Here is a 22,386-nt window from a genome sequence, read left to right on the forward strand (position 1 = left end):
GGGGCCTGGCGGATCGCCGACCGGGCTACACCTGGTCGCCGGGTCGGCGATCCAGGGTCCCGAGGCCGTGGATCAGAATGCTCACGGCGACGTCGATCAGTTCGTCGAGCGGCAAGGGTGCGTCGGCCAGCGTCCAGTCAACCATCAGCTCGGTCATCCCGCCGGCGAACAGCATTGCCGCGATCGCCAAGCGATCGGTGGCGGGAACATGGAAGTAGGCGTCGGCGAAACCGGCGATCAGCTGGGCGAATTCGTGCATGACCGCGCGCCGGTGCACCTCGAGCTCCGCGCTGACTCCCACGACCTCGATGAAGATGACCCGGGCGCGGCGCGGGTCCGCGGCCACGGTCCGAACGAAGGCGTCGACACTGGCGTGTGCCTGGGGAGCCAGATCGGGTTCGGCACCCGCGAGCGCCGCCAAGGTCGCGGCGCGGACCTGGTCGATCTGACCGTCGTAGACCGCGCGCAGCAGTGCCTCACGATGAGTGAAGGACTCGTAGAAGTACCGCTCGGTCAAACCCGCGCGGTCGCAGATCTTCTTCACCGAGGACGCCGGATAACCGATGGTGCCGAACAGTTCCAGGCCGGCCGCGAGGAGCGCGTCTCGACGCTCAGCGCTTCGACTCTCCTTGTCCCGCCCACCGTAGCGGCGCGACGGAGCTCGGTTCCCGGACGGAGCGTCGGTCTCGGTCACTGTCCTCCCGCATCCGGCTACCTGATCTAGAAGGTCTCCATCCTAGTCATCGGCCCGCGGTGGGATCACGATCGTCCCGTAGTCGAGTCCGCCGTGGGTGAAAGTCGGCACGACCGGCCACTGCCGCTTCCAGTTCGCGCATTCCGAGGAGGCGATGACTTGCAGCCAGCGCGGATCGCGCGGTGACCGGGAAGCCATGGTCTTCTCCTTGACCATGGAATCGTATTGATCCAGCGAGTCTTCGAGAGTGTTCGCGTTGAGGACGACTTCGCGGCCGTAGAACTGCGCCTGCTGCCGGACCCCGGGAATCCTGGACAGTTCCGGTTGCCAGCTGTCGGCGGCCATCCCGTTCTCCGAGGACACCCACACACCGTCGGGCGTGTTCACGCACAGCGAGTGGTTCCCGTCGGTGTGGCCGGGTGTCCACAGCAGGCTCACCCCGACACCCAACTCGACGTCACCGTCGAGGATTTGCAGCCGCTCGGCGGGGACGCCGTCCATACCGCCGTCGACGTACCACGCCCACTGCATCGGGTGCACCGATTCCAGCGTGCCGAGTTCGGTGCGCTGCACGAGCATCCGCGCGTTCGGGAACAGCGGGTCACGCGGGCCGGACTCTCCGTCGATCGGCACGTCGCTGCCCATGATCATGCGGATGTCCTGCACGTGCAGATGGTCGAAGCTGACGTAGTCGACACCCTCGTTGCGCAGGCCCAGCCGGGGCAGCACCGCCTCGGGATCGTTGTAGTACTTGACGAACAGCGACTCCGCGCGCAGCGTGCGCGAGAGCTTCTGCAGTTTCGCGTAGAACGGGGCCTTGCCCGATCCGGCCGCGACGGTGGGCTCCCAGACCAGCGTTCGGAGCGTGCCGTCGAATCCCTCGAACTGGACCACGAACATCCGGTTGATGATCGAGATCATCGGGTTGGGGCCGATCGAATAGCCCTGGAACGCGAATCGCTGCGGATACGGGGCGGCGGCGATGTCGAAGCTCTTGACCGCACGCACCTGCCCCTGCCGGAGGAACCGCTCGCGGTAGCGGCGCGCGCCTTCGCGCACCGCCTCGAGCCGGTCGCCGCGCGGCCACACGTCGTGGACACCGGCGAACTCCGGTATCGGCCGGATGTCGCCGAGAGCGTCGGTTGTGGTCATGTCCGGTTTCCTGTCGTCGGCGTGGGTGGAGGTTCGGTGGGGCCACAGACCTTGTGTTCATAGTCGGCCCGGCTCGATGAATCATGAACGGCGGCAACCTGATCCGGGACCATGCCGAGCAGGACACGGTCGCGCAGGGCGGCCGGGAGCACGTTCACCGCGCGCAGCAGCGCTCCGATGTAGCGGGGGACTGTCACCTCGAATCGCGGGCGTTCGATCGTCCGGAGGACGGCGCGGGCAACGTCGGCGGGCTGGAGCAGTGCCACCGCGCCGGTGGCGGTGCCGGTCGCCAATTCGGTGTCCACGACGGTCGGCATGATCACCGAGAGTTCGACCCCGCTGCCGCGCAGTTCCGCGCGGACCCCGCTCAGGTAGCCGAAGACGGCGTGCTTGGTCGCGGCGTAGGAGGACTCACCGGGCGGGGCGAGCTTCGACGCGGCGGAGGCCACGGTGACGATGTGCCCGGCGCCTCGCGCACGCATGGCCGGTGCGGCGAGGGTCACCCCGTTGATGACGCCGTGCACGTTCACGTCGAACTGTCGTCGCCGCGCCGCCTCGGGTTCCCGATCGAACGGGCCGACCCACATCACCCCGGCGTTGTTGACGAGCACATCGAGCGGTCCCCACACCTGCTCGACGGCGGCGAGGAACGCCGCGAACGAATCCCGGTCGGCGACATCGACACCGAAGCCCCGCACCTGCGCACCCAGTTCCGTCGCGGTGGCGCGGGCCGCCGATTCGTCGATGTCGCCGATCGCGACGCGCTCGCCCGCGCGGGCGAGCTGCGCGGCGATCTCCCTCCCGATCCCACGCGCACCGCCGGTCACCGCGATGACCTGCCCTTTCATTGCCTGTCCCAATTTTGACATGAAGTCATGTCAACAAAGTACAGGACAATCGCGCGTTTTGACATGAGTTCTTGTCAGTTGACCTGTTTCCCGAGATGATGCACGGCATGGATCGAAATCTCAGCGCGACACCGTCGCGCGCCAGCCGAATCGTGGCGGCGGTCATGCTGCTGACAGTGCGCCGACTGGGCTCGCGGCTTCCCGCCACTCGCGCCGGCGTCCGTATCGGACGCGCGGCAATGCACGGATTGCGCCTGGTCATGCCGTCCTGGACGGTGGCGCGTTTTCCCGTCCACGAACACGCGGACACCGAATTCGCGGTCCGCGGCGAATGGGTGAACGCAGTACCCGAGCCACACGAGCCGGTCGTCTACTACCTGCACGGCAGTGCGTACTTCTCCTGTTCGCCGGGCACCCACCGCGGCTTGGTCGGGCGGGTGGGTCGCGCGAGCGGACGCCCCGTGTTCGCCGCGCGGTACCGGCTCGCGCCCGAGGACCCGTTTCCCGCGGCACACGAGGACGCGCTGCGTGGGTACCTCTGGTTACTCGCCCGCGGGCATCGACCCGCCGACATCGTCGTCGCCGGAGACTCCGCGGGCGGGCACCTGGCACTGGCCCTCGCCGGTGAGCTGGCCCGGCGCGGACTTCCACAACCGTCCGGGCTGGTGTTGTTCTCGCCGGTGGCCGACCCCACCTTCGGGCTGGCCGCGACGAAGGAACCGGGCATACGCGACCCGTACGCCTCGGCCACCACCGGCAACCGGCTGGTCGGCATGTACGTGGCGGGGTCAGACCTCGCCGATCCTCGCCTGGACGTCGCGGCGGGGATCGCCCCCGGCTTTGCGCCGATGCTCATCCAGGTCGGCGGGCTCGAGGTCTTGCAGGCCGACGCCGAACACCTCGCGGCGACCGCCCGCCGCGTCGGCGTGCGCTGTGACCTGCAGATCTGGCCCGGCCAAGTCCACGTCTTCCAGGCCGGCTATCTGGCCGTCCCCGAAGCAGTCGCCGCCTTGGCCGAGGTCAGCGCGTTCGTCACCGGGATCGAGCGAGCGAGCGGCCCGCCGGATCGGATGCCCGCCTGATCAGCCGGCGTCGGCGGGTGCTCATCGAGGGAGCAGCGACCGGGCGCTGTGGGTGCCCGCCCGCCGCCCCGAGAAGATGCAGTCGGCCAGCGAGAGGCCACTGATGTAGGAGTTCGAACAGACCCCGACCGCGGCGCGCCCCGCGGCGAACAGTCCCGGCACTACTCCCCCGCTCTCGCGGCGCACAGCGCCGGTGTCCTCGTCCACCAGCAGGCCGCCGAGGGTGAGCATCGGCATCGGATAGGTGAGCCGCGCCTTGAACGAGATATCCAGCAGGGCGAACGGTCCGGTGCGCAGCGGGCGGCGGATGTCGTCGGGCTTGCCCAGCGGATCGGGGCGGTCGTCCTCGATGGCACGGTTGTGCGCGTCGAGGGTCGCACGCAGGGCGGACCGGTCGATACCGGCGCGGGCGGCCACCTCCTCGACGGTGTTCCCCGAGACGCGCCCGATCCGCAGCAAACGCTCGGTCTGCATTCGCTGGAACCACACCGACTGGGTACCGATCTGACCGCGAGCCTCGGCCTCCAGCTCCGCGTCGACGAGCAGCCACGCGCGATGACCCGGACTGGCGGCGATGGCCGCGCCCAGGGCCGCGCCGTAGCGAGACTCGTCGATCATGCGCTCGCCCAGGGCATTCACCGCGATCGCTCCGAAGAAGGCGCTGGGCGGCGCGATGAACCGCCAGGTCGACAGCGCGTCCATCTTGCCGCTCGCCGCACCGATGTCGAGCGCCATGGTGATGCCGCTGCCGTCGTCGCCGGCGCTCCCCAGCGGCAGTCCCTGCGACCACGGATACGCGGGGGCGTGCCGTGCGACCATCTCCCCGTTCGCGATGAACCCACCCGTGGTGAGTACCACGCCGGATCTCGCCTGGATCCGGACCGGCACACCGTATCTGCGCTCGATCCGGGCCAGCAGCTTTTCCACCGCCCGGCGCAAACCCTGGTGATACACACCGGGTTTCGCCGAGATCCGGGCGAGCGCGGCGAATCGGCGCCGTACCGCCGCGGGCGCGTCGGCGATCGTGAGCGCCTCGATGCCCGTCACGCGCCCGTCCTCGACAACGAGCCGAGTCGCCCTGGTTCCGGTCCGGACGCGAACGCCGTGCTCGGCCGCCGACGCCGCCAGCGGCCCGAACAGCGCCTTGCCCGAGACGCCGGGACCGTGCGTACGGTGACCGCGTTGACGCGGTTTCGCGAGATCGCGGTAACCGCCGGAGTTCTCGCTGCCCGAGTAGTACAGGTAGTAGTCATCGGTCGGATAGGACGTCTTGTACGGGCACACCGAGGGCTGGAAGGGCACGCCGTGCCCGGTCAGCCAGTCGATCATCGCCGGGGATTCTTCGCAGAATCGGCGCAGCGTCGCGGCGCTCACGGCGTCACCGACCTCGGCCTGCAGGTACGCGAGCATGGTGTCGACGTCGTCGTCGATGCCCGCGTCGCGTTGCACCCAGGTGCCGCCACCCGCGTACACGATGCCACCCGACAGTGCCGTAGCGCCGCCACCCAGATACCGGTCGACGGCCAGCACTTCGGCGCCGGATTCCCGCGCGGCCAGCGCCGCGGCCGCTCCCGCTCCGCCGTATCCGACGACCACGACATCGGCTGCGTCATCCCAGGCCCGCACTTGTCCACCCTTCCGAGCACGGGCCGACCGCATCGTCGCCCGATCAGCCGAACTATAACGTGTTCTAGATTTTCGGCACCAGTCGAGTCGCGGGACAGCGGGCCGTCAGGACATCAGTCCACGGCCGGTGGTGAGGGGCAGATCGGTGGCGGTGAGCAGACCGGGGCGGGCCTCGACCACGGCCGAGACGGCACTGACCAGGCGGGCAGCGGTGCCGACCACACCGGCGAGAGCGTGGTCACCGTCGCTGGTGAGCTGCAGGTCCAGCCGGTAGTCCGGTTCGCCCTGGATTTCGACGCGGTAGCCACCCTTTCCGGTCGGCTGTGGCCAATCGGGAGCCAGGTCGGGGTGCAGACGGGTGACGTGCTCGAGAGTCAGCACCTCGCGGTCGGCGCGGATGCCGTGGACTTGGAAGCGCAGCGCGGCGGCCGTACCCGCGGCGATGGTGCGGTCGCCGACGGTGAGATCACCGGTGGCCGGCAACCGTTCGAAATGTTGTGTGACCGAATCGAGTTCGATGTCGAGCGCGGCGGCGAGCTGCCGGATGACGCTGCCCCAGGCAAGGGTGAGGACGCCGGGTTGCAGCAGCATGGGCAGGGCATCGAGGTCACTGCCGAATCCCATGATGTCGAAGACGACCTTGGGATTGTCATAGGTGGAGTAGTCCATGATCTCCGAGCAGATGATGCGGTCGATCCGTTCGGAGCCACTGGAGAGCAGCAGCGGCAGCCAGTCGTTGGCCCAGCCCGGGTCGATGCCGTTGACCCACAGGGACGCACCGCCCTCCTCGGCGGCCGCGACGATCGGGGCGATCGCCTCGTCGGGCAGGGTGCCGTACGGGTATTGCAGGAAGACAGGGCTGCTGGAGACCACATTGATGCCGGCGCGCAGGAACCGTTTCAGGTCCTCGACCGATTCCATCAGCCGGTCGTCGGCCATAGCGGTGTGCACGATGCAGTCGGGTTTCAGGGCCAGCAGGGCGTCGGCATCGGTAGTGGCGGTGATGCCGGTGTCGACGGACAGCCCGGCGAGCTCGCCCGCGTCCTTCCCGGCTTTGGCCGAGCTCGACACCCACACGCCGACGAGCTCCAGTTCGGGCCGGGCGATGATGGAACGCAGCGCTCGCGCACCGACGTTTCCGGTGCTCCATTGGATTACACGGTAGGTCATGTCAGATCCTTTGCGCGGGAGTGGATCACAGGTCGGGCAGGCCGAGTTCGAAATTGGGGCTTTCGATGCCGCCGTCGACCTCGAGAATCTTGCCGGTGACATAGCCGCCCGCGCGTGAACTGAGGTAGACGATGGCCGCCGCGATTTCCCAGGGCTCGCCGAGCCGACCCAGCGGGGTCGCGGCTTCCATCGTGGCCTTGATCTCGGGTTGACTCGCAACGACATCCAACGCGGAGGTGAGTACCGACCCCACCGCGATGGCATTGACGCGAATACGTGGAGACAGATCGGTGGCGGCCAGCCTGGTCCAGTGCGCGAGAGCGGCTTTGGCGGTGCCGTAGGCGAGGAAGCCACGGCCCGCGGTGCGGCCCATCATCGAGGAGATGCTGACCACCGAGGCGTTGTCCGACTCCAGCAGGTGCGGTACCGCGGCCTGGGTGAGCGCGTGCGCGGTGGACACATTGAAGCGGAAAGCCTCCTCCAGGAACTTCGGGGAGGTGGTCATGAAGGTATTGGGCATGGTGCCGCCGACATTGTTGACCACGATGTCGATACGGCCCAGTTCGGCGGCGGCGGTGTCGGCGAAGGCCTTCACCGCGGCCAGGTCGGCGAGATCCGCCGTCACGGTCACAGCACGGCGGCCCAGGGCCCGGATCTTCCCGGCGACCTCGTCGAGCTGTTCGGTGGTGCGGGCGGCGATGGCGACGTCGGCACCGGCTTCGGCGAGCGCGAGCGCGGTGGCCGCGCCTATACCGCGGCCCGCTCCGGTGACGATGGCAACGCGACCGTCGAGCCGGAAGGCATCCAGGATCATGGTGCAAGCTCCTCTCTGAGATGGCCGCATGTGGCTGCGGTCACACTGCATCTTTAAGAGATTTCACTTAACTGTCAATGAGTACTTCTCAATCCTGTTGATGAACGGCTACTGTTCGATCTGTGGCAGCAACAGCAGCGCGGGAGCGCCTCATCGTCGCGGCGGAGCGTCTGATCGCCGAGCACGGACGGTCGGTACCGCTGCGCGATATCGCCGCTGCCGCAGGTCAGCGAAACAATTCAGTGATCCAATATCACTTCGGGTCCCGCGACGGGCTCATCGCGGCGGTGGTCGAGTTCCGGCTGGCGACATTGGAAGTGCGGCGGCTGGAATTGCTCGCCGAACAAGCGGGCTCGGGTCGGCCACCAGGCTTGCACGGATTGCTCGAAGCCTTGGTGGTGCCGATGTTCGAGCTCGGCGAGCGGCACGGAATTCGCCACTACGCGCGTTTTCTCGAACAGATCCAACCCCACCCGTCGATCTCGGATGCGACCAATCTCGACAGCGCGGAGCGCACGTCGGTGCGCGTCATCATGCAGGGCCTCGACCGCGAGCTCAGCGCCTTGCCACCACGATTGCGGGTTCGGCGGCTACGGGCGCTGACCACCATGCTTTTCGCGCTCCTGGCCGATCACGAACGGGCGGCCGAAGCAGGGGATGCACGGGCCACGGATACACAGGTGTGGGCAGAGATCATCGACATGCTCGCCGGATCACTCGCCGCCCCCGTCAGCACCGGTGGTGTGCTGACGCACGACGCCCGGGTGAGCTGACGTCACCCGCTCGACTCGCCGGACAAACACCGGCGGGCGTTCCACACCGGCACCTGACAGCGTCGGCCCAGCAGTTGTGCTGTTCACCGGTGGCTACCGCTGCCGTCGGGTGGCGACCGCGGCACCTCGGCGCGATCCCGAACGCATCGCCGGTCAGCGCGACGGCGGAGGCGAGTCCGGATCGCGGTGCAGGAGCCACCAGGCGACGATGAGGTCGTCGGTCCGGCCCAGATCGAGGCCGGTGAGGTCGGCGAAGCGCGTGAGCCGATTGCGGACGGTATTGCGGTGCAGGTACAGCCTGGCCGCCGTGTCGTCGACGCGTTGATCGCAGTCGAGGTAGGTCTCGACCGTGCCGAGTATCTCCTCGGCCCCAGCATGGCGTCGCAGCGGCGCGAGATGCTTGTCCGCGAGCAGTCGCGCGGTGCCCTCGGCCTCCCCGAGCAGCGGCAGCGGGCCCAGCGATCCGAGATCGACCAGGCCGCTCCTGCCGTGCCGCACCGCGAGATCGAACGCGCGCCGCGCTTGCCGGTACGACGCCGTGGCATCACCGAGCAATACCGCGGAGCCGACCGCGACCACGCTGCCCTCCGGCAACGCGTCCGGAGTCCGCGGCAGCAGGGCGACCAGATGCTGATCCACGACCGTGTCGACGACCGGGAGCTTCGCCGTCGAACCCCGCGCTCGCAACGCGGCGAGCAGGTCCGTCGCCGCGGCGGTACCGTTCCACGCGGCGCAGGCGATCCGGTACCGATGCTCGGGATCGAGCCGGTGATCGCGCGCCTCGGCGCGCAGCACCGCGGGCGCTACCGTGCCGTCGACAAGGCTGCGCAGAAAGTCGGCGCGCCGCGCGGCCCCGGCCACTGCCCGCTCCCGCAGCACCCGGTGCACGGCGGTGGCGGACGCGGTCGCCCATTCCCAGGTGAGGTCTTGCATCTCGTCGATCTCGGCGGCAGGCACCCCGTGCGTGGCGGCGCGGCGACGGATCAGCTCGAAGATCCGGCGCGCGCCGATCTGCAGGCTGTGCGCCACCAGATCCAGGGGGATCTGCTGGTCTGCCCAGGTTCTCGCCAGGGTGGTGAGCTCGTCGAACCCCGCGTGCGCGGCTCCTTCGTCGCCCAGTTGCGCCACGACGATGCGCAACACGGCACGGGTGTTGGTCTCGATCGAGGCCGCGTCGACCTGGTCGTAGACCGGGATGTTGTCGCGGTACAGCCGCGTCAGGTCCGCGGCCATCTCGTTGAGTGCCGGATCGACCTCCGCGATCATCGCGGCGATGCGCGCCGCGATCTTGCGCCGGTGCGGTCCCAGCGCCAGCGCGGGCACCGGCTCGCTGGTGTGCATATGCACAGTCAACTCGGTTTCCTCGCCTATTTCAACGCCGCTGACTGGACCCAAGAATGGCATGTGCACAGAGAGCGCGGCAGCGGGCGGCGCTCGATCGCTGGGAGGCACGCATGGTCGTCGGTGTTCGGTCCGCACCTGGGATGGCGCCCGTTCGGTGGTCACCACCGACGGCGACTCCCCGCGCCGGGCAGCGCCGAAGTACGCCACCGATGCCCCCGGTCCGGCGGATCGAGCTCCCCGGCGCCGGCCCCGAGGATGTGGTTCTCGGCGCCGACGGCCTCGTCTACACCGGCATCGCCGACGGCCGGATCCTGCGGGTCGACATCGCCACCGAGAGTGTGGAGGTGGTCGCGAACACCGGTGGCCGCCCGCTGGGGCTCTGCGCGGTCGGCGATGGGTCCCTGCTCATCTGCGACGCGCACCGCGGCCTGCTGCGCTGGACCGGTACCGAGATCGAGGTCCTGGTGGGTGCCGTCGACGACGGCCCGCTGAACATGGCCAGCAATGTCGTCGGGGATCCGCGCGACGGCACCGTCTATTTCACCGCGTCTTCGCGCCGTTGGCCGCTGGAGCTGTGGATGGGCGACCTGCTCGAGCATTCCGGTACCGGCCGCCTGTTCCGGCATTCCCCCGACGGGACGACCGCGACCCTGCTGGACAACCTCCAGTACGCCAACGGCATCGCCTTCGCACCCGATCGGGCGTCGCTGATCGTCGCCGAGACGGCGGCCTACCGACTCAACCGCTACTGGGTGCGCGGCCCGAAAGCCGGTACTCGCGAGGTGCTGATCGAGAACCTGCCCGGCTTCCCCGACAACATCGCCCTCGGCTCCGACGGACTGATCTGGGTCACGCTGGCCGCACCGCGCAATCCCCTGCTCGATCGCCTGCTGCCCGCACCGGCGATCGCGCGAAAACTGTTGTGGCGGGTACCCGATCGGCTCAGGCCACGCCCCGCCCGTACTGCCTGGGTGATCGCGGTCGATCACGCCGGGACCATCGTCCACGACCTGCAGCGCGACGGCGCGGACTACGCGATGGTCACCGGCGTGGCCGAGGCGAACGGCACGCTCGTGCTGGGCAGCCTGGACGAATCCGCCCTCGGTCTCACCCACCTACCCTCCTGAATTCCAGCGGGATCCCCCGCCGCCGTTCCCCTTTCACCGAAAGCAGAGACATGGACTTCGCTCCCAGTACCCGCGCCACCGACCTGGTCGGCCGAGTACGCGGCTTCATCGCCGAGGAGATCACCCCGATCGAGGCGGACTATCACCGCAGCGTGGCCGCGCTGCGCGAGACCGGCGCCGACCCGTGGGATCCCCTGCCCGTGCTCGGCGAGCTGCGCGCCAAGGCCCGCGCGGCGGGTCTGTGGAATCTGTTCCTGCCCGCCGCCCATGCCGGCCGGTACGCCGCGCGCTTCGGGACCGACGGCGGCACCGGCCTCACCAATGTCGACTACGCGCCGATCGCCGAGGAGACCGGGCGCTCGTTCCTGGCGCCGCACGTCTTCAACTGCAACGCACCGGATTCCGGGAACATGGAGGTGCTGCTCCACTACGGCGACGCCGCGCAGCGGGAGCGGTGGCTCGAACCGCTGCTCGACGGCAGCATTCGGTCTGCCTTCGGGATGACCGAACCCGGCGTCGCCTCCTCGGACGCCACCACGATGGCGGCCACCGCCGTCCTCGACGGCGACGACGTCGTCGTGAACGGCCGCAAATGGTGGACCACCGGTATCGGCCATCGTGACTGCGCGGTCGTCCTCTTCATGGGCCTGACCTATCCCGAGGCCGAGAAACACCGTCGGCACACGATGGTGCTCGTACCTGTCCGCACTCCGGGCGTGAAGATCGAACGGATGCTGCCCGCGATGGGCCGCTACGACGAGCCGTTCGGGCACGGTGAGGTGTCGTTCACCGACGTGCGTGTGCCCGCCGCGAACATCGTCCTCGGTCCCGGCCGAGCGTTCGAGATCGCCCAGGGCCGTTTGGGTCCCGGCCGCGTCCATCACTGCATGCGGCTGATCGGCCTGGCCGAGGCCGCGCTCGCCGCGGCCTGCGAACGCGCGACGACGCGGACCGCGTTCGGCAAGCCACTGGCCCGGCTCGGCGGCAACCGGGAACGCATCGCCCGGGCACGGATCGCGATCGATGCCGCGCGCCTGCTCGTCCTGCACGCGGCATGGAAGCTCGATACCGTCGGTGCGTTCGGCGCGCTCAGCGAGATCAGCCAGATCAAGGCGCACGTGCCGTCGATGGCGCAGGACGTCATCGACTTCGCCATGCAGATCCACGGTGGTGCGGGACTTTCCGACGATGTGCCGCTGTCGGCGGCCTGGACGACCGCCCGGGCGATCCGCCTGGCCGACGGTCCCGACGAGGTGCATCTGGACATGGTCGGACGGCTCGAGCTCGCCGAGTACGGGCAGGGGCGGTAACCATGTCCAGAGTGCTCATCACCGGTGGCGCCTCCGGTCTCGGAGCCGCGCTGGCGCGGCGCTTCGCCGCCCGCGGTGACCGCGTCGTGGTCACCGATCTCGCCGACGACGCCGTGGTCCCGCCGGGTGCCTCGTATCTGCGCGCGGACATCACGTCCGAGCAGGACTGGGACCGGGCCCGCGACACCGTGCAGGCCACCATGGGCGGGCTCGACATCCTGGTCAACAACGCGGGTATCGCCGCGGGCGGGCGCATCGACCGGGTGCCCGCCGAGGAATGGGCCCGGGTCATGACCGTCAACGTCCTCGGCGTGGCGACCGGGTGCCGGACCTTCACCCCGATGTTCGAAGCGCAGGGCGGCGGTCACCTGGTCAATATCGCCTCGATGGCGGGACTCGTCCACCCACCGGCCATGGCGCCCTACACCGCCGCCAAAGCGGCCGTCGTCGCACTCAGCGAGAGCCTGCGCTACGAACTCGCGCCGCACGGCATCGACGTCTCGGTGGTGTGCCCGTCGTTCTTCCGCACCGATCTGGCGTCTTCGCTCGGCAACGCCGATCCCCTGATGACCGAGGTCGCCCGTCGCCTGATCGACGGCGCCGAGGCCGACGCCGACGACATCGCCGAAGCCGCGCTGGCCGGTATCGACGCGCGCCGCTTCCTCGTTCTCACCGACCGATCCGGGCGCGTGGCCTTCTGGACGAAACGACTGCTGCGCCCGCTCTACGACCGGCAACTGACCGCCATGGGCCGTCGCATCGCGACCGCCGACGACAAGGAGACCTCCCGATGAGCACCGGCACCATCGTCATCACCGGCGCCAGCTCCGGCCTCGGCGCCGAGATGGCCCGCCAATTCGCCGAGCGCGGTTACGATCTCGGGCTCTGCGCCCGCCGGGCCGACCGACTCGACACGCTGCGCGACGAACTCCTCGCCGCCCACCCCGGCATCGTCGTGCGCACCGCCGCGCTCGACGTCACCGACGATGCCGCCGTGCAGACCGTGTTCGAGAAGTTCCGGGCCGAATTCGGCGGCCTCGACCGGGTCGTGGTCAACGCGGGCCTCGGCCACGGGGCCCCATTGGGCACCGGTGGGCACGCGGCCAACCGGCGCACCGCCCTCACCAATTTCGTCGGCGCGCTCTCGCAGAGCGAACACGCCCTGGCGGTGTTCCGCGCGCAGGGCCGTGGCCACCTGGTCCTCATCTCCTCGTTCTCCGCGTTGCGCGGCATGCGCCGGTCGATGACCACCTATGCCGCGAGCAAGGCGGGGGTCGCCTCGCTCGCCGAAGGGTTGCGCGCGGAACGCATTCCCGGCGTGGATATCTCCCTGATCTGCCCCGGCTACATCCGGTCGGAGATGACCGACGGCAAGGAAGGTCGCACCACCTTCCTGGTCGACACCGAGCCCGGCGTCGCCGCGATGGTCCGCGCGATCCAAGCACGCAAACCCGTCGCCTACGTCCCGGCCTGGCCATGGGTTCCGCTGTCGGTCGTGGTGAAGCTGCTCCCCGTGTCCCTGCTGCGGCGGCTGACGTGACCGAGTCCTCCTCCCCCGCCGATGCCCGTGCCGTCCGCACCGAGGACGCTTTCGATGTCGCCGCCCTGACGGAATGGCTACGCGCCGAAACAGGCGAATCACTGACCGGCATCGCACAGGTGCGCCAATTCTGCGGCGGCGCTTCCAATCTCACCTACCTCGTGCAGTACCCCGAGTGTGATCTGATCCTGCGCAGACCGCCCGGCGGACACCGCGCCGAGGGCGCACACGACATGGCTCGCGAGTACCGCGTGCAAACCGCCCTCGGCCCGGTGTTCGACTACGCGCCGCCGACAGTGGCGTTGTGCGAGGACGACAGTGTGCTCGGCTCGCCGTTCTACCTGATGGAACGTCTCGACGGACTCATCCCCCGGAAGGAACTCCCGCCCGACCCCTCCTGGACAGCATCGCGGGTGCACGCACTGTGCACCAATGTGCTCGACGTGCTCGTCGACCTGCACACCATCGACCCCACCGCCGCAGGGCTGAACTGGATGTCCAAGGGCCCCGGATACATCACCCGGCAGGTGTCGGGCTGGTCCGACCGCTATCGCCGCGCCCGCACCCGCACTGTCGGCTCGTTCGAATCCGTGATGGCGTGGCTGGCCGCCAACCAACCGCCCGATCGCGCATCGGTGCTGATCCACAACGACTTCCGCTTCGACAACATCGTGCTCGATCCCGCCGATCCCACCCGTCCGATCGGGTTGCTCGACTGGGAGATGGCCACCATCGGCGACCCGCTGATGGATCTCGGCGGCGCCCTGGCCTATTGGGTCCAGGCCGACGACAACCTCGCCTTCAAGTTCTTCCGGCGCCAGCCCACCCACGTTCGGGGCATGCTGACCCGCGACGAAGTGGTCGAATACTATTGTCGCCGTACCGGCATCGGTCTCACCGACCGCGAGTGGGCCTTCTACGAAGTCTTCGGCCTGTTCCGTCTGGCGGTGATCTGCCAGCAGATCTACTACCGCTACTATCACCGCCAGACCACCAATCCGGCCTTCCGCTCCTTCGGCCTGGCCGTCCTGCTCCTGGAACGGCGCTGCCGCGCCGTCATCCGGCGCGACAAATAGGCGCGTCGGGACCACAGATCTCGTCGGATGCGGAAGTCCCCGGATCGTTCGAGCAACCCAGAAGATGCGTAGTCCGGCCGGGGTCGCGCCCCGAGATCTGATTCAGGGCGAATTCGCCGGGGAAAGCCGGTGCGGGAGAATGTCCAGGTGAGCACGGACGGCGACCTCGACCACGCTCTCGACTTGCGGGTATTACCGGCGGTCGAGTGGCGGGCCGCCGCGCGCGCACATCGTGACCGGCTCGATCGGTTGGTCGGGCCGTATCTGGAGCGGCGGGCGGCGGGGACCACCCATCCGGTCATCGATTTCCTTTTCACCTACTACGGCCATAAGCCTTCACAGCTGCGTCGGTGGCATCCGGGGTTCGGGATCGGGCTGCGTGCGGCGGGCGACTACAAGGGTGCGCGGGGGTATGCCGAGCATCCGGATGAGCACGGAGTGTTCACGGCCGACCCGGCCTACCTCGCCAAGCGGCGCGACACGATCGGGTTCGTGTCCGGCCTGCTCACCGCTACCGCGCGCCGTCCGGCGCAGTTGTCGTGTTTCGGGCTGCACGAATGGGCGATGGTCTATCGCACCGATGACGTGCGGCATCAGCAGGTTCCGCTGCGTCTGGGACACGCGGGGACGGACGCGGTGGTGGAGTCGATGTCGTTGCGGTGCACGCACTTCGACGCGTTCCGGTTCTTCACGCCGGAGGCGGTGGGGCGCAATGCCGAACCGCTCACCCGCGCGGACCAGGTGCAGCGGGAGCAGCCGGGGTGTTTGCACGCGAATATGGATCTCTACAAGTGGGGATTCAAGCTCGCGCCGCTGATCTCCTCGGACCTGTTGCTCGATTGCTTCGAACTCGCTTGCACCGCACGGGAACTCGACATGCGGGCCAGCCCCTACGATCTGTCGGGCTTCGGCTACGAGCCGGTGCGCATCGAAACACCGGCCGGACGCGCGGAGTACGTCCGATCCCAGGCGGCGATCGCCGAATCCGCTGACGCACTGCGGGACCGCCTGCGGCTGGCCTGCGCCGACTTGTCGTCGGCGCAGGCCAGGATCGACACCGCGGACTAGCCGCGTTCGGTACCGGCGACGGGGGGATCGTCGGCGACGTCGACCTTGTCCGGCGAGGCCTCGGTGACGAGGGCGAAGTCACCCTCGTGCAGCTCGGTGCCCTGGTCGACGGCGACCTCGACCAACTCGATGCCGCGATCCATGCGCAGGATCAGCGGGTCGTCGCGCAGGTCCTTGTACAGCGACACACACATCGCCACCATCACCACCAGGAACGGCAGCGACACCACGGTGGTCAACGCCTGGAGGCCGGTCAGAGCGCCGCCGAGGTTGTCGGAATCGGCGATCACCAGCATGATCGCGGCGACCGCGCCGGTGGCCGCGCCCCAGAAGATGACGACCCACTTCGACGGTTCGATGCTGCCGCGTTCGGACAGTGTGCCCATCACGATGGAGGCCGCGTCGGCACCGGAGACGAAGAAGATCGCGACGAGGATCATCACCACCACCGTGGTCACCGAGGTGATCGGATACTGGTCCAGCAGGTGGAACAGCGCGAAGTTCGAATCGACCGAGCCGTCCGGTTCGGTGAGGTCGCCGTGTTCGGCCTGTTCGGCGATGCCCGCGCCACCGAAGATCGCGAACCACAGCAGACTCACCACGCTCGGCACCAGCAGCACGCCGGTCACGAACTGGCGGATGGTGCGGCCGCGGCTGATCCGCGCGATGAACATGCCGACGAACGGCGTCCACGAGATCCACCAGGCCCAGTAGAAGATGGTCCAGCTCGACAGCCATGTCTGCATCGCGTCGTCGCCGGCGCCGGTGCGTGAGGCCATGGTCGGCAGGCTCTCGATGTAGTCGCCGATCGAGGTGGGCAGGATATTGAGCACGAACAGCGTGGGGCCCGCGATGAACACGAACGCCGCGATGGCAAGGGCCAGCACCATATTGATGTTGGACAGCCACTGGATGCCGCGTTCGACACCTGAGACCGCCGACAGCACGAAGGCCACGGACAGACCCGCGATGATCGCCACCAGACCGATCTTTCCGATGCCGTCGATCCAGCCGTTGAACTCCATGCCCGCGCCGATCTGCAACGCGCCGAGACCGAGTGACGCCGCCGAGCCGAACAGGGTCGCGAAGATCGCCATCATGTCGATCGCCCGGCCGCCGATCCCGTCGGCGTGCCGGCCCAGCAGCGGCCGGAACACCGAGGAGATCAACTGCGAGCGGCCTTTTCGGAACGTGCCGTAGGCGATGGCCAGGCCCGCGACGGCGTAGATCGCCCACGGGTGCAGAGTCCAGTGGAACAGTGTGGTGGCCATGGCGACTTCCGCGGCGGCCGGTGATCCGGGCTCGGCGGTATGCGGCGGGGGGTTCACGAAGTGCGACAACGGTTCCGCCACACCCCAGAACATCAGACCGATGCCCATGCCCGCGCTGAACATCATCGCGATCCACGACACGGTGCGGAATTCGGGTTTCTCGTCGTCGGCGCCCAGCGGGATCCGGCCGTATCGGCTGACCGCCAGCCAGATCACGAACACCACGAACGCGGTGGCGGTGAGCACGAACAACCAGCCGGTATTGGTGATGACCCATTTCTGCGCGGTACTCGCCGCGGAGGCGAGGCTCTCGTCGTCGAGGACACCCCAGGCGACGAAGGCGAGTGCGCCGATCGCGGTGGCGCAGAAGATGAGCAGATCCAGCCTGGGCTTGCCCGGCGACCCATCGGCTACCGATCCGCCCGGCGGCGGTGCGGTGCCGGAACTTCCTACGACATCGTTCGACATGGGTCCGAGTCCTCTCCGATCGCGGAAACTCCCCGCCTTTTCAGACGCGCTGGTCGTGCAGAGCAACCGTACAGCGTATGGGCGGCGACCCGAGGTAAGCGCGAGCCCGCCCCACACCCTGTTCCCCGAAACACCCTTCGGCAACCATTCGATCGCCTTACTATTCGTGATGCGGCACAACTGTCTGAGCCAGTTGTGTTGTCCGCATCATTGATTCGGGAGGGCAACGATGCCATCACGTCCGCACACCGACACACGACCCGAAGCCGGGTCCGCGAACCCGCCGGGCGATTCCGGCGCGGCACCGCCGAACAGCCGACGACATTCGCTGCTGCGTGCTGTGGCGGCGGCCGCGATCACCGCACTCGTGGCCGTCGGCCTGCCGTCCGGTGCGTCGGCCGATTTCGGCGCCGACCTGACGGGCGCGGTGCAGGAATTCCTCGATGTCGGCCGAACGGCGGTGCCGCGGGCCGACTGTGGGCCCGGATCACTGCCGGAGTCCGGATTGCAGGGCGACGTCCCCGCCGGTGACCGGGACAGCGGGCGCAGCACCCAGGGCTATCGCTGCAACATGTCGATGGTCGGGGGCTACGCCGGGCGCGGAGCGGGCATCACCTCCACCAGTTTCGAGCACTGCGCCTACATGGGCACGTTCTTCCCCGGCAACATGCTCAGCGAGCACCCCGGCGTCCAGGTCCTCGATGTCTCCGATCCGGCGAATCCGCGGCTGACCGCGACCCTCGCCGAACCCGCCATGCTGGCAGGCACCTGGGAGACGTTGAAGGTCAACACGGCTCGCAAACTGCTCGTCGGAACGGGTGTGCCGGTCGGCATCGGTGCCGGGTACCTGTCGGTGTACGACATCTCCGATTGCGCGCATCCCCGGCTGCTCAATCCCGGAACCGGCTCGAATCTGCTGATGCCGCTGCCGATCACGACACACGAGGGCGGCTTCTCCCCCGACGGACGCACGTATTGGGCGTCGGGCCTGGTCCCCGGTTTTCTCAGTGCGATCGACCTCACCGACCCCGCGAATCCCCGGGTGATCTGGCAGTGGCTGACGGGGATCGAGGCACACGGGCTCGGGGTGAGTCCCGACGGAAACCGGCTCTACATCTCCGCCCTGGGCGGATTCACCGTGCTCGACGTGAGCGCGGTGCAACGCCGCGACCCGAATCCACATGTCCCCCACCTCGGCCGCACATTCTGGACCGACGGCTGGGCCACCCAGCACAGCGTGCCCGTGACCTATGACGGTGTGCCCCATCTGTTCACGGTCGACGAGGGCGGCTCCGGTGGCGTGAAACTCATCGACGTGTCCGACGACAGCGCGCCCAGGATCACCGCGAAGATCAAACTCGAGATCAACCTGCCCGACAATATCGACGCGGGCATCGGTTCCTCGATGGGCGGTTCGGCGTTCTCCTACGAATCGCACTACTGCACCGCCGACCGTCCCGACAACCCGACCGCCCTGGCCTGCGGCTGGATCTCCTCCGGTATCCGGGTGTTCGACGTCCGCGATCCCGGCGACATCCGCGAGATCGCCTACTTCAACCCGCCTGCCCGCACCGGACGCAATCTCGAGATCTGGAACTCGCCCCACGCCCTGGCCTCGATCATCGGCATTCCGGTGATGAGCGCCCCGGCGGCACTGCGGTCGATGGCCGAGGGGTTGTTCGATCCCGCGCAGGTGCTGACCGCCCGGGCAGGCGATATCGCGTTCGGCGACCTGTCCACGGACTGGTGCCTGTCCCCGCCGGAGTGGCGTGGCGATCAGCTGTATGTCACCTGTTCCGACAACGGGTTCATGGTGTTGCAGCTCGACAACGAGGTGTACACACCGCCCGCGAACCAGCAGTCCACGGTCGGGTCGTGACCGTGAACCGGATGATCCGCCTGGCATTCGCCGGGGCCGCCGTCCTCTTCCTGCTGGCACTCGGGGCGGCCCTGCGACCGCTCTTCGTCACCGAGACGGCCACACCCGCACCGGTTCTCACCACGACGGAGCTGGGCTTCGTCCAGGACATGACGGCGCACCATCAGCAGGCGCTGATCCTCACCGAGCGCCTCGATCCGGCCGCGGATCCCACCGTGCGCAGGCTGGCCGACCAGATCGCCGACACTCAGCGCGTGGAGATCGGCACCTTGCTCGGCTGGACCCAGCTGGCCGGCGCCGCACCCACGGCCGATGTCCCGATGACCTGGATGGCGGGAACCCACCACCACTCGACCGCCGCGCCGACCACGATGCCCGGGATGGCCACCATCGCCGACCTCGACACCCTCGCGGGGGCCCGTGCGGCCGACGCCGAAACCCTTTTCCTGCAACTGATGTACCGCCATCACGCGGGCGGCGTCACGATGGCCCGCGCCGCCGACACCCTGCTCACCTCGGGTCCGGTGAAGCAGGCCGCCCGCGCGATGGCCCAATCCCAAAGTCAGGAAATGGGGTACCTCGGCATGCTCCTCGACCTGCGAGGTGCCCGGCCTACTTCCTGATGAGGCCCCCGTGCGAGCTCGCCCGTCAGGTGCGGTCGGTGAAGTGGGCGTTGAGCGCCGTCTGGGTGAGTTGGGTGTCGCCGTAGGTGAAAGTGCCGTGCTCGGAGAGCTCGGTGGCCGCGTCGAGGAGGTGGCGGTAGAGCAGTCGGGCGATGCTGCCGCCGACGGTGACCCGGCGGACGCCGAGGTCGGCGAGTTCGGCCATCGACAGGCCGCCACCGGTCAGGCCCATGACGACGTTGAGCGGTCCGTCGATCGCTTCGACGAGCGTGGCGATCGTGGCGGCGTCGGCCGCCCCGGGAACGAAGGCGCAGTCCGCGCCCGCGGCGAGGTAGGAGTTGGCGCGCCGGATCGCCTCGTCGAGACCGGCGTCCACCAGCAGCGCGTCGGTCCGGCCGACGAGCACGAACGGCACACCACTGGCGGCCACCGCCGCGCGCGCCGCCCGGACCCGGTCCACCGCGTGCACCTCGTCGAACAGCGGGGTGGTGCGGTCGCCGGTGAAGTCCTCGATGTTGCCGCCCGCCGCACCGGCGTCGATGGCGAGGGAGAGGGTGGTCGCCACCTCCTGGGCGTCCGGCCCGTACCCCTCCTCGAGATCGGCGCTGACGGGCACCCGCACAGCGGTGGTGATCTCGTGGATCCGCCCCATCATCGTCGAACGATCGACGCGACCGTGCGCACCGTGCTCGGTGAAGAAGTCGTGGTCGGGGCGACCGACGAGAAAGCGACCCCCGCGCTGGTGGTCGCGATCGCGGGGAATCCCACCGACTCCAGAATTCGCGCACTCCCCGCATCCCAGGCATTCGGCAGCAGGAAGCAGCCTTCGCGGTGCAGATCGACGAAAGCCTGTGCGCGTGTGCGCTGTTCGCTGTCCACGAGAGCTCCTGCGGGGAGTCGAGGTGATCGTACGGTCCATTGTGCCCGTCGCGCACGATCACCTCGCACGTCGCCCGCTCACTCTCGGCGCACTGCGGCCGCGGCTGCGGACGGACACCGTGATGCCCTCCCCCGAGCCGCGGCAGCTAGCGGTCGCGCAAGCGCCGGACCGCGTCGTCCATGTGCTCTACGAGCAGGGCGCGGGCCCGCTCGGGTGCACCCGAGCCGATCGCTTCGTGGAGTTCGACGTGTTCGCCGGCTTGTTCGCGCAGGTCGGGGTAGGTGGTTTGGAGGGCGCCCAGGCACATGCGGGTTTCGATGAGCAGGGTCCGGGCGGCGCGGACGAGGCGGGGGCTGTCGGCGGCGGTGACGAGCGCTTCGTGGAAGGCCTGGTCGGCGTCGGAGACACCGGCGGCATCGCCGGCCTCGGCGGTGCGCCGCATGGCGGTGACGCTGGGTCGCAGTGCGGCGTAGGCGATGTCGCGGCGGCCGTCGAGGATGAGGTCGAGCGCGCCGCCTTCCAGGGCGGTGCGGGCGCGGTAGATGTCGATGACGTCGTCGGTGGTGAGTTCGATGACGAAGATGCCGCGGTTGCGGATGCTGAACAGCAGCCCCTCTTGCACGAGACGTTGCATGGCCTCGCGCACGGGTCCGCGGGAGACACCGAAACTGGTTGCCAGGTCGGCTTCCCCGAGCTGGGCGCCGGGTGCCAGCGCACCGCGCATGATCGCCTCGCGCAGGCGGTCGGCGATCATCTCCGCGGTGGACTGCTGATTGACCGGCTCGAAATCAATGATCGACATGGCGACTCCCCTCCGCGAACAACGCGCCCAGCTCGGGAGCGACCGCGGTGACACCCGCCAGCCGCAGACCTTCCCAGATGGTGACCTGGTTCGCCGTCAGCACCGGCTTGCCGAGCGCGGCCTCGAGTTTCGGAAGCACCTCGAGAGTATGCATGGCCGTATCCGGGATGAGCAGTGCCTGGGCGTCGGGGTGGTCGTTGGTGACGGCCAGGGTCAGGACCTGGTCGGGAGTGAGGGTGCCGACCTCCGCGGCGGTGTCGATCCCGGCGCTCGACATCGACACCACGTCGATGCCCGCGTCGACGAGGAAGTCGACGAACAACCGTGCCACCTCTTCGGGGTAGCTCGCGACCACGGCCACGCGCCGCACACCGAGCGCCCGCGCCGCTTCGACGAACGCGAAACTCGTACTGGAGGCAGGCACTCCCGCCGCCTCGGCCAGGCTGTCGACCTGACCCCGCGCACCCTGTGGCCCGTAGACGAAACTGCCCGAGGTGCACGCCCAGACCACAGCGGCGGGGTCTTCGGCCGCGAGCAACGAAGCGCCGTGGCTCAGCTTCTCCGGGCTGCCCAGATCGAGCAGTTCGGGAACGGCGTGCAGGTCGGTGCCGTAGATGTGGGCCACCGGCAACGCGGCGCCGAGCAGGGCCGCGGCACGCGGGTAGTCGTCCTCGGCGGCGTGGTCGGGGTAGATGAATCCGATGGTCGGCATGTGCATCTCGCTCCGTTCAGAAGACATTGACGAGCCATTTACCTGGGCAGAATGTCGCGTCCTCATTCGACTAGAAGACATTGACCAGCCATTTACCTGGGCAGAATGTCGCGTCCTCATTCGACTA

22 protein-coding genes are annotated in these 22,386 nt (G+C 68.6%); 10 read left to right on the forward strand and 12 right to left on the reverse strand.

Annotation, left to right across the window (positions count from 1 at the left end):
• Window positions 1-25 precede the first annotated feature (25 nt).
• The 3 genes from ACFQ9R_RS29610 to ACFQ9R_RS29620 are packed head-to-tail and all read right to left on the reverse strand — an operon-like array spanning window position 26 to window position 2,694.
• Window positions 26-694 (reverse strand): TetR/AcrR family transcriptional regulator, encoded by a 669-nt coding sequence (locus tag ACFQ9R_RS29610; RefSeq protein ID WP_378995206.1) that lies wholly within the window; start codon window positions 692-694, stop codon window positions 26-28.
• Between the two features lie 42 nt (window positions 695-736).
• A complete protein-coding gene (locus ACFQ9R_RS29615; RefSeq protein WP_378995209.1) occupies window positions 737-1,846 on the reverse strand; it encodes a hypothetical protein in 1,110 nt (369 codons plus the stop codon).
• Window positions 1,843-2,694, reverse strand: a complete 852-nt coding sequence (locus tag ACFQ9R_RS29620; protein ID WP_378995211.1) for an SDR family oxidoreductase — start codon at window positions 2,692-2,694, stop codon at window positions 1,843-1,845. Before ACFQ9R_RS29620 ends, ACFQ9R_RS29615 begins: the two co-directional genes overlap by 4 nt.
• 107 nt (window positions 2,695-2,801) lie before the next feature.
• Between ACFQ9R_RS29620 and ACFQ9R_RS29625 the strand changes: the two genes are divergently transcribed.
• The gene (locus ACFQ9R_RS29625; RefSeq protein ID WP_378995213.1) at window positions 2,802-3,776 is read left to right on the forward strand and encodes an alpha/beta hydrolase; all 975 of its coding nucleotides are present in this window, start codon (window positions 2,802-2,804) and stop codon (window positions 3,774-3,776) included.
• Window positions 3,777-3,797: 21 nt separating this feature from the next.
• Here the strand turns inward: ACFQ9R_RS29625 and ACFQ9R_RS29630 are convergent, their stop codons facing one another.
• From ACFQ9R_RS29630 to ACFQ9R_RS29640, 3 genes are all read right to left on the reverse strand, one after another.
• A complete protein-coding gene (locus tag ACFQ9R_RS29630) occupies window positions 3,798-5,435 on the reverse strand; it encodes an FAD-binding protein (protein WP_378995215.1) in 1,638 nt (545 codons plus the stop codon).
• A gap of 72 nt (window positions 5,436-5,507) precedes the next feature.
• On the reverse strand, window positions 5,508-6,572 hold the full coding sequence (locus ACFQ9R_RS29635) for a diacylglycerol kinase (RefSeq protein ID WP_378995218.1): 1,065 nt from the start codon (window positions 6,570-6,572) through the stop codon (window positions 5,508-5,510).
• A 25-nt stretch (window positions 6,573-6,597) separates the two neighbouring features.
• Window positions 6,598-7,386 (reverse strand): SDR family oxidoreductase, encoded by a 789-nt coding sequence (locus ACFQ9R_RS29640; protein ID WP_378995221.1) that lies wholly within the window; start codon window positions 7,384-7,386, stop codon window positions 6,598-6,600.
• Between the two features lie 122 nt (window positions 7,387-7,508).
• On the opposite strand from ACFQ9R_RS29640, the gene ACFQ9R_RS29645 reads away from it, so the two are divergent.
• Complete coding sequence (locus ACFQ9R_RS29645) at window positions 7,509-8,159, forward strand: TetR family transcriptional regulator (RefSeq protein ID WP_378995223.1); 651 nt, start codon at window positions 7,509-7,511, stop codon at window positions 8,157-8,159.
• A 153-nt stretch (window positions 8,160-8,312) separates the two neighbouring features.
• Here ACFQ9R_RS29645 and ACFQ9R_RS29650 read toward each other — a convergent pair whose 3' ends face one another.
• The gene (locus ACFQ9R_RS29650) at window positions 8,313-9,506 is read right to left on the reverse strand and encodes a PucR family transcriptional regulator (protein ID WP_378995345.1); all 1,194 of its coding nucleotides are present in this window, start codon (window positions 9,504-9,506) and stop codon (window positions 8,313-8,315) included.
• A 206-nt stretch (window positions 9,507-9,712) separates the two neighbouring features.
• Here ACFQ9R_RS29650 and ACFQ9R_RS29655 point away from each other — a divergent pair, with 206 nt between their 5' ends.
• From ACFQ9R_RS29655 to ACFQ9R_RS29680, 6 genes are all read left to right on the forward strand, one after another.
• Entirely contained in the window at window positions 9,713-10,630 is a 918-nt protein-coding gene (locus tag ACFQ9R_RS29655) for an SMP-30/gluconolactonase/LRE family protein (protein WP_378995225.1), read from the forward strand.
• A 50-nt stretch (window positions 10,631-10,680) separates the two neighbouring features.
• Window positions 10,681-11,940 (forward strand): acyl-CoA dehydrogenase family protein, encoded by a 1,260-nt coding sequence (locus tag ACFQ9R_RS29660; protein WP_378995227.1) that lies wholly within the window; start codon window positions 10,681-10,683, stop codon window positions 11,938-11,940.
• Window positions 11,941-11,942: 2 nt separating this feature from the next.
• On the forward strand, window positions 11,943-12,734 hold the full coding sequence (locus tag ACFQ9R_RS29665; protein WP_378995230.1) for an SDR family NAD(P)-dependent oxidoreductase: 792 nt from the start codon (window positions 11,943-11,945) through the stop codon (window positions 12,732-12,734).
• A complete protein-coding gene (locus ACFQ9R_RS29670) occupies window positions 12,731-13,480 on the forward strand; it encodes an SDR family oxidoreductase (RefSeq protein WP_378995232.1) in 750 nt (249 codons plus the stop codon). The genes ACFQ9R_RS29665 and ACFQ9R_RS29670 overlap by 4 nt, the downstream gene beginning before the upstream one ends.
• On the forward strand, window positions 13,477-14,556 hold the full coding sequence (locus ACFQ9R_RS29675) for a phosphotransferase family protein (protein ID WP_378995234.1): 1,080 nt from the start codon (window positions 13,477-13,479) through the stop codon (window positions 14,554-14,556). Before ACFQ9R_RS29670 ends, ACFQ9R_RS29675 begins: the two co-directional genes overlap by 4 nt.
• A 147-nt stretch (window positions 14,557-14,703) precedes the next feature.
• On the forward strand, window positions 14,704-15,624 hold the full coding sequence (locus ACFQ9R_RS29680; protein ID WP_378995236.1) for a 3-methyladenine DNA glycosylase: 921 nt from the start codon (window positions 14,704-14,706) through the stop codon (window positions 15,622-15,624).
• Here the strand turns inward: ACFQ9R_RS29680 and ACFQ9R_RS29685 are convergent.
• Entirely contained in the window at window positions 15,621-17,363 is a 1,743-nt protein-coding gene (locus ACFQ9R_RS29685; protein ID WP_378995238.1) for a BCCT family transporter, read from the reverse strand. The genes ACFQ9R_RS29680 and ACFQ9R_RS29685 overlap by 4 nt on opposite strands.
• Window positions 17,364-17,592: 229 nt before the next feature.
• Between ACFQ9R_RS29685 and ACFQ9R_RS29690 the strand changes: the two genes are divergently transcribed.
• On the forward strand, window positions 17,593-19,242 hold the full coding sequence (locus ACFQ9R_RS29690; protein ID WP_378995240.1) for an LVIVD repeat-containing protein: 1,650 nt from the start codon (window positions 17,593-17,595) through the stop codon (window positions 19,240-19,242).
• Window positions 19,239-19,865, forward strand: a complete 627-nt coding sequence (locus ACFQ9R_RS29695) for a DUF305 domain-containing protein (RefSeq protein WP_378995242.1) — start codon at window positions 19,239-19,241, stop codon at window positions 19,863-19,865. Before ACFQ9R_RS29690 ends, ACFQ9R_RS29695 begins: the two co-directional genes overlap by 4 nt.
• Window positions 19,866-19,890: 25 nt before the next feature.
• Here the strand turns inward: ACFQ9R_RS29695 and ACFQ9R_RS29700 are convergent, their stop codons facing one another.
• The 4 genes from ACFQ9R_RS29700 to ACFQ9R_RS29715 form a co-directional block, all read right to left on the reverse strand.
• Complete coding sequence (locus ACFQ9R_RS29700) at window positions 19,891-20,520, reverse strand: isocitrate lyase/phosphoenolpyruvate mutase family protein (protein ID WP_378995244.1); 630 nt, start codon at window positions 20,518-20,520, stop codon at window positions 19,891-19,893.
• Complete coding sequence (locus ACFQ9R_RS29705) at window positions 20,517-20,744, reverse strand: isocitrate lyase/phosphoenolpyruvate mutase family protein (RefSeq protein ID WP_378995247.1); 228 nt, start codon at window positions 20,742-20,744, stop codon at window positions 20,517-20,519. Before ACFQ9R_RS29705 ends, ACFQ9R_RS29700 begins: the two co-directional genes overlap by 4 nt.
• A gap of 146 nt (window positions 20,745-20,890) precedes the next feature.
• Complete coding sequence (locus ACFQ9R_RS29710; protein WP_378995249.1) at window positions 20,891-21,547, reverse strand: GntR family transcriptional regulator; 657 nt, start codon at window positions 21,545-21,547, stop codon at window positions 20,891-20,893.
• Entirely contained in the window at window positions 21,534-22,259 is a 726-nt protein-coding gene (locus tag ACFQ9R_RS29715) for a maleate cis-trans isomerase (RefSeq protein ID WP_378995251.1), read from the reverse strand. The genes ACFQ9R_RS29710 and ACFQ9R_RS29715 overlap by 14 nt, the downstream gene beginning before the upstream one ends.
• Window positions 22,260-22,386: the final 127 nt, after the last annotated feature.

Source organism: Nocardia sp. NPDC056541 (assembly GCF_042794235.1).
In the GTDB taxonomy this organism is placed as follows: domain Bacteria; phylum Actinomycetota; class Actinomycetes; order Mycobacteriales; family Mycobacteriaceae; genus Nocardia.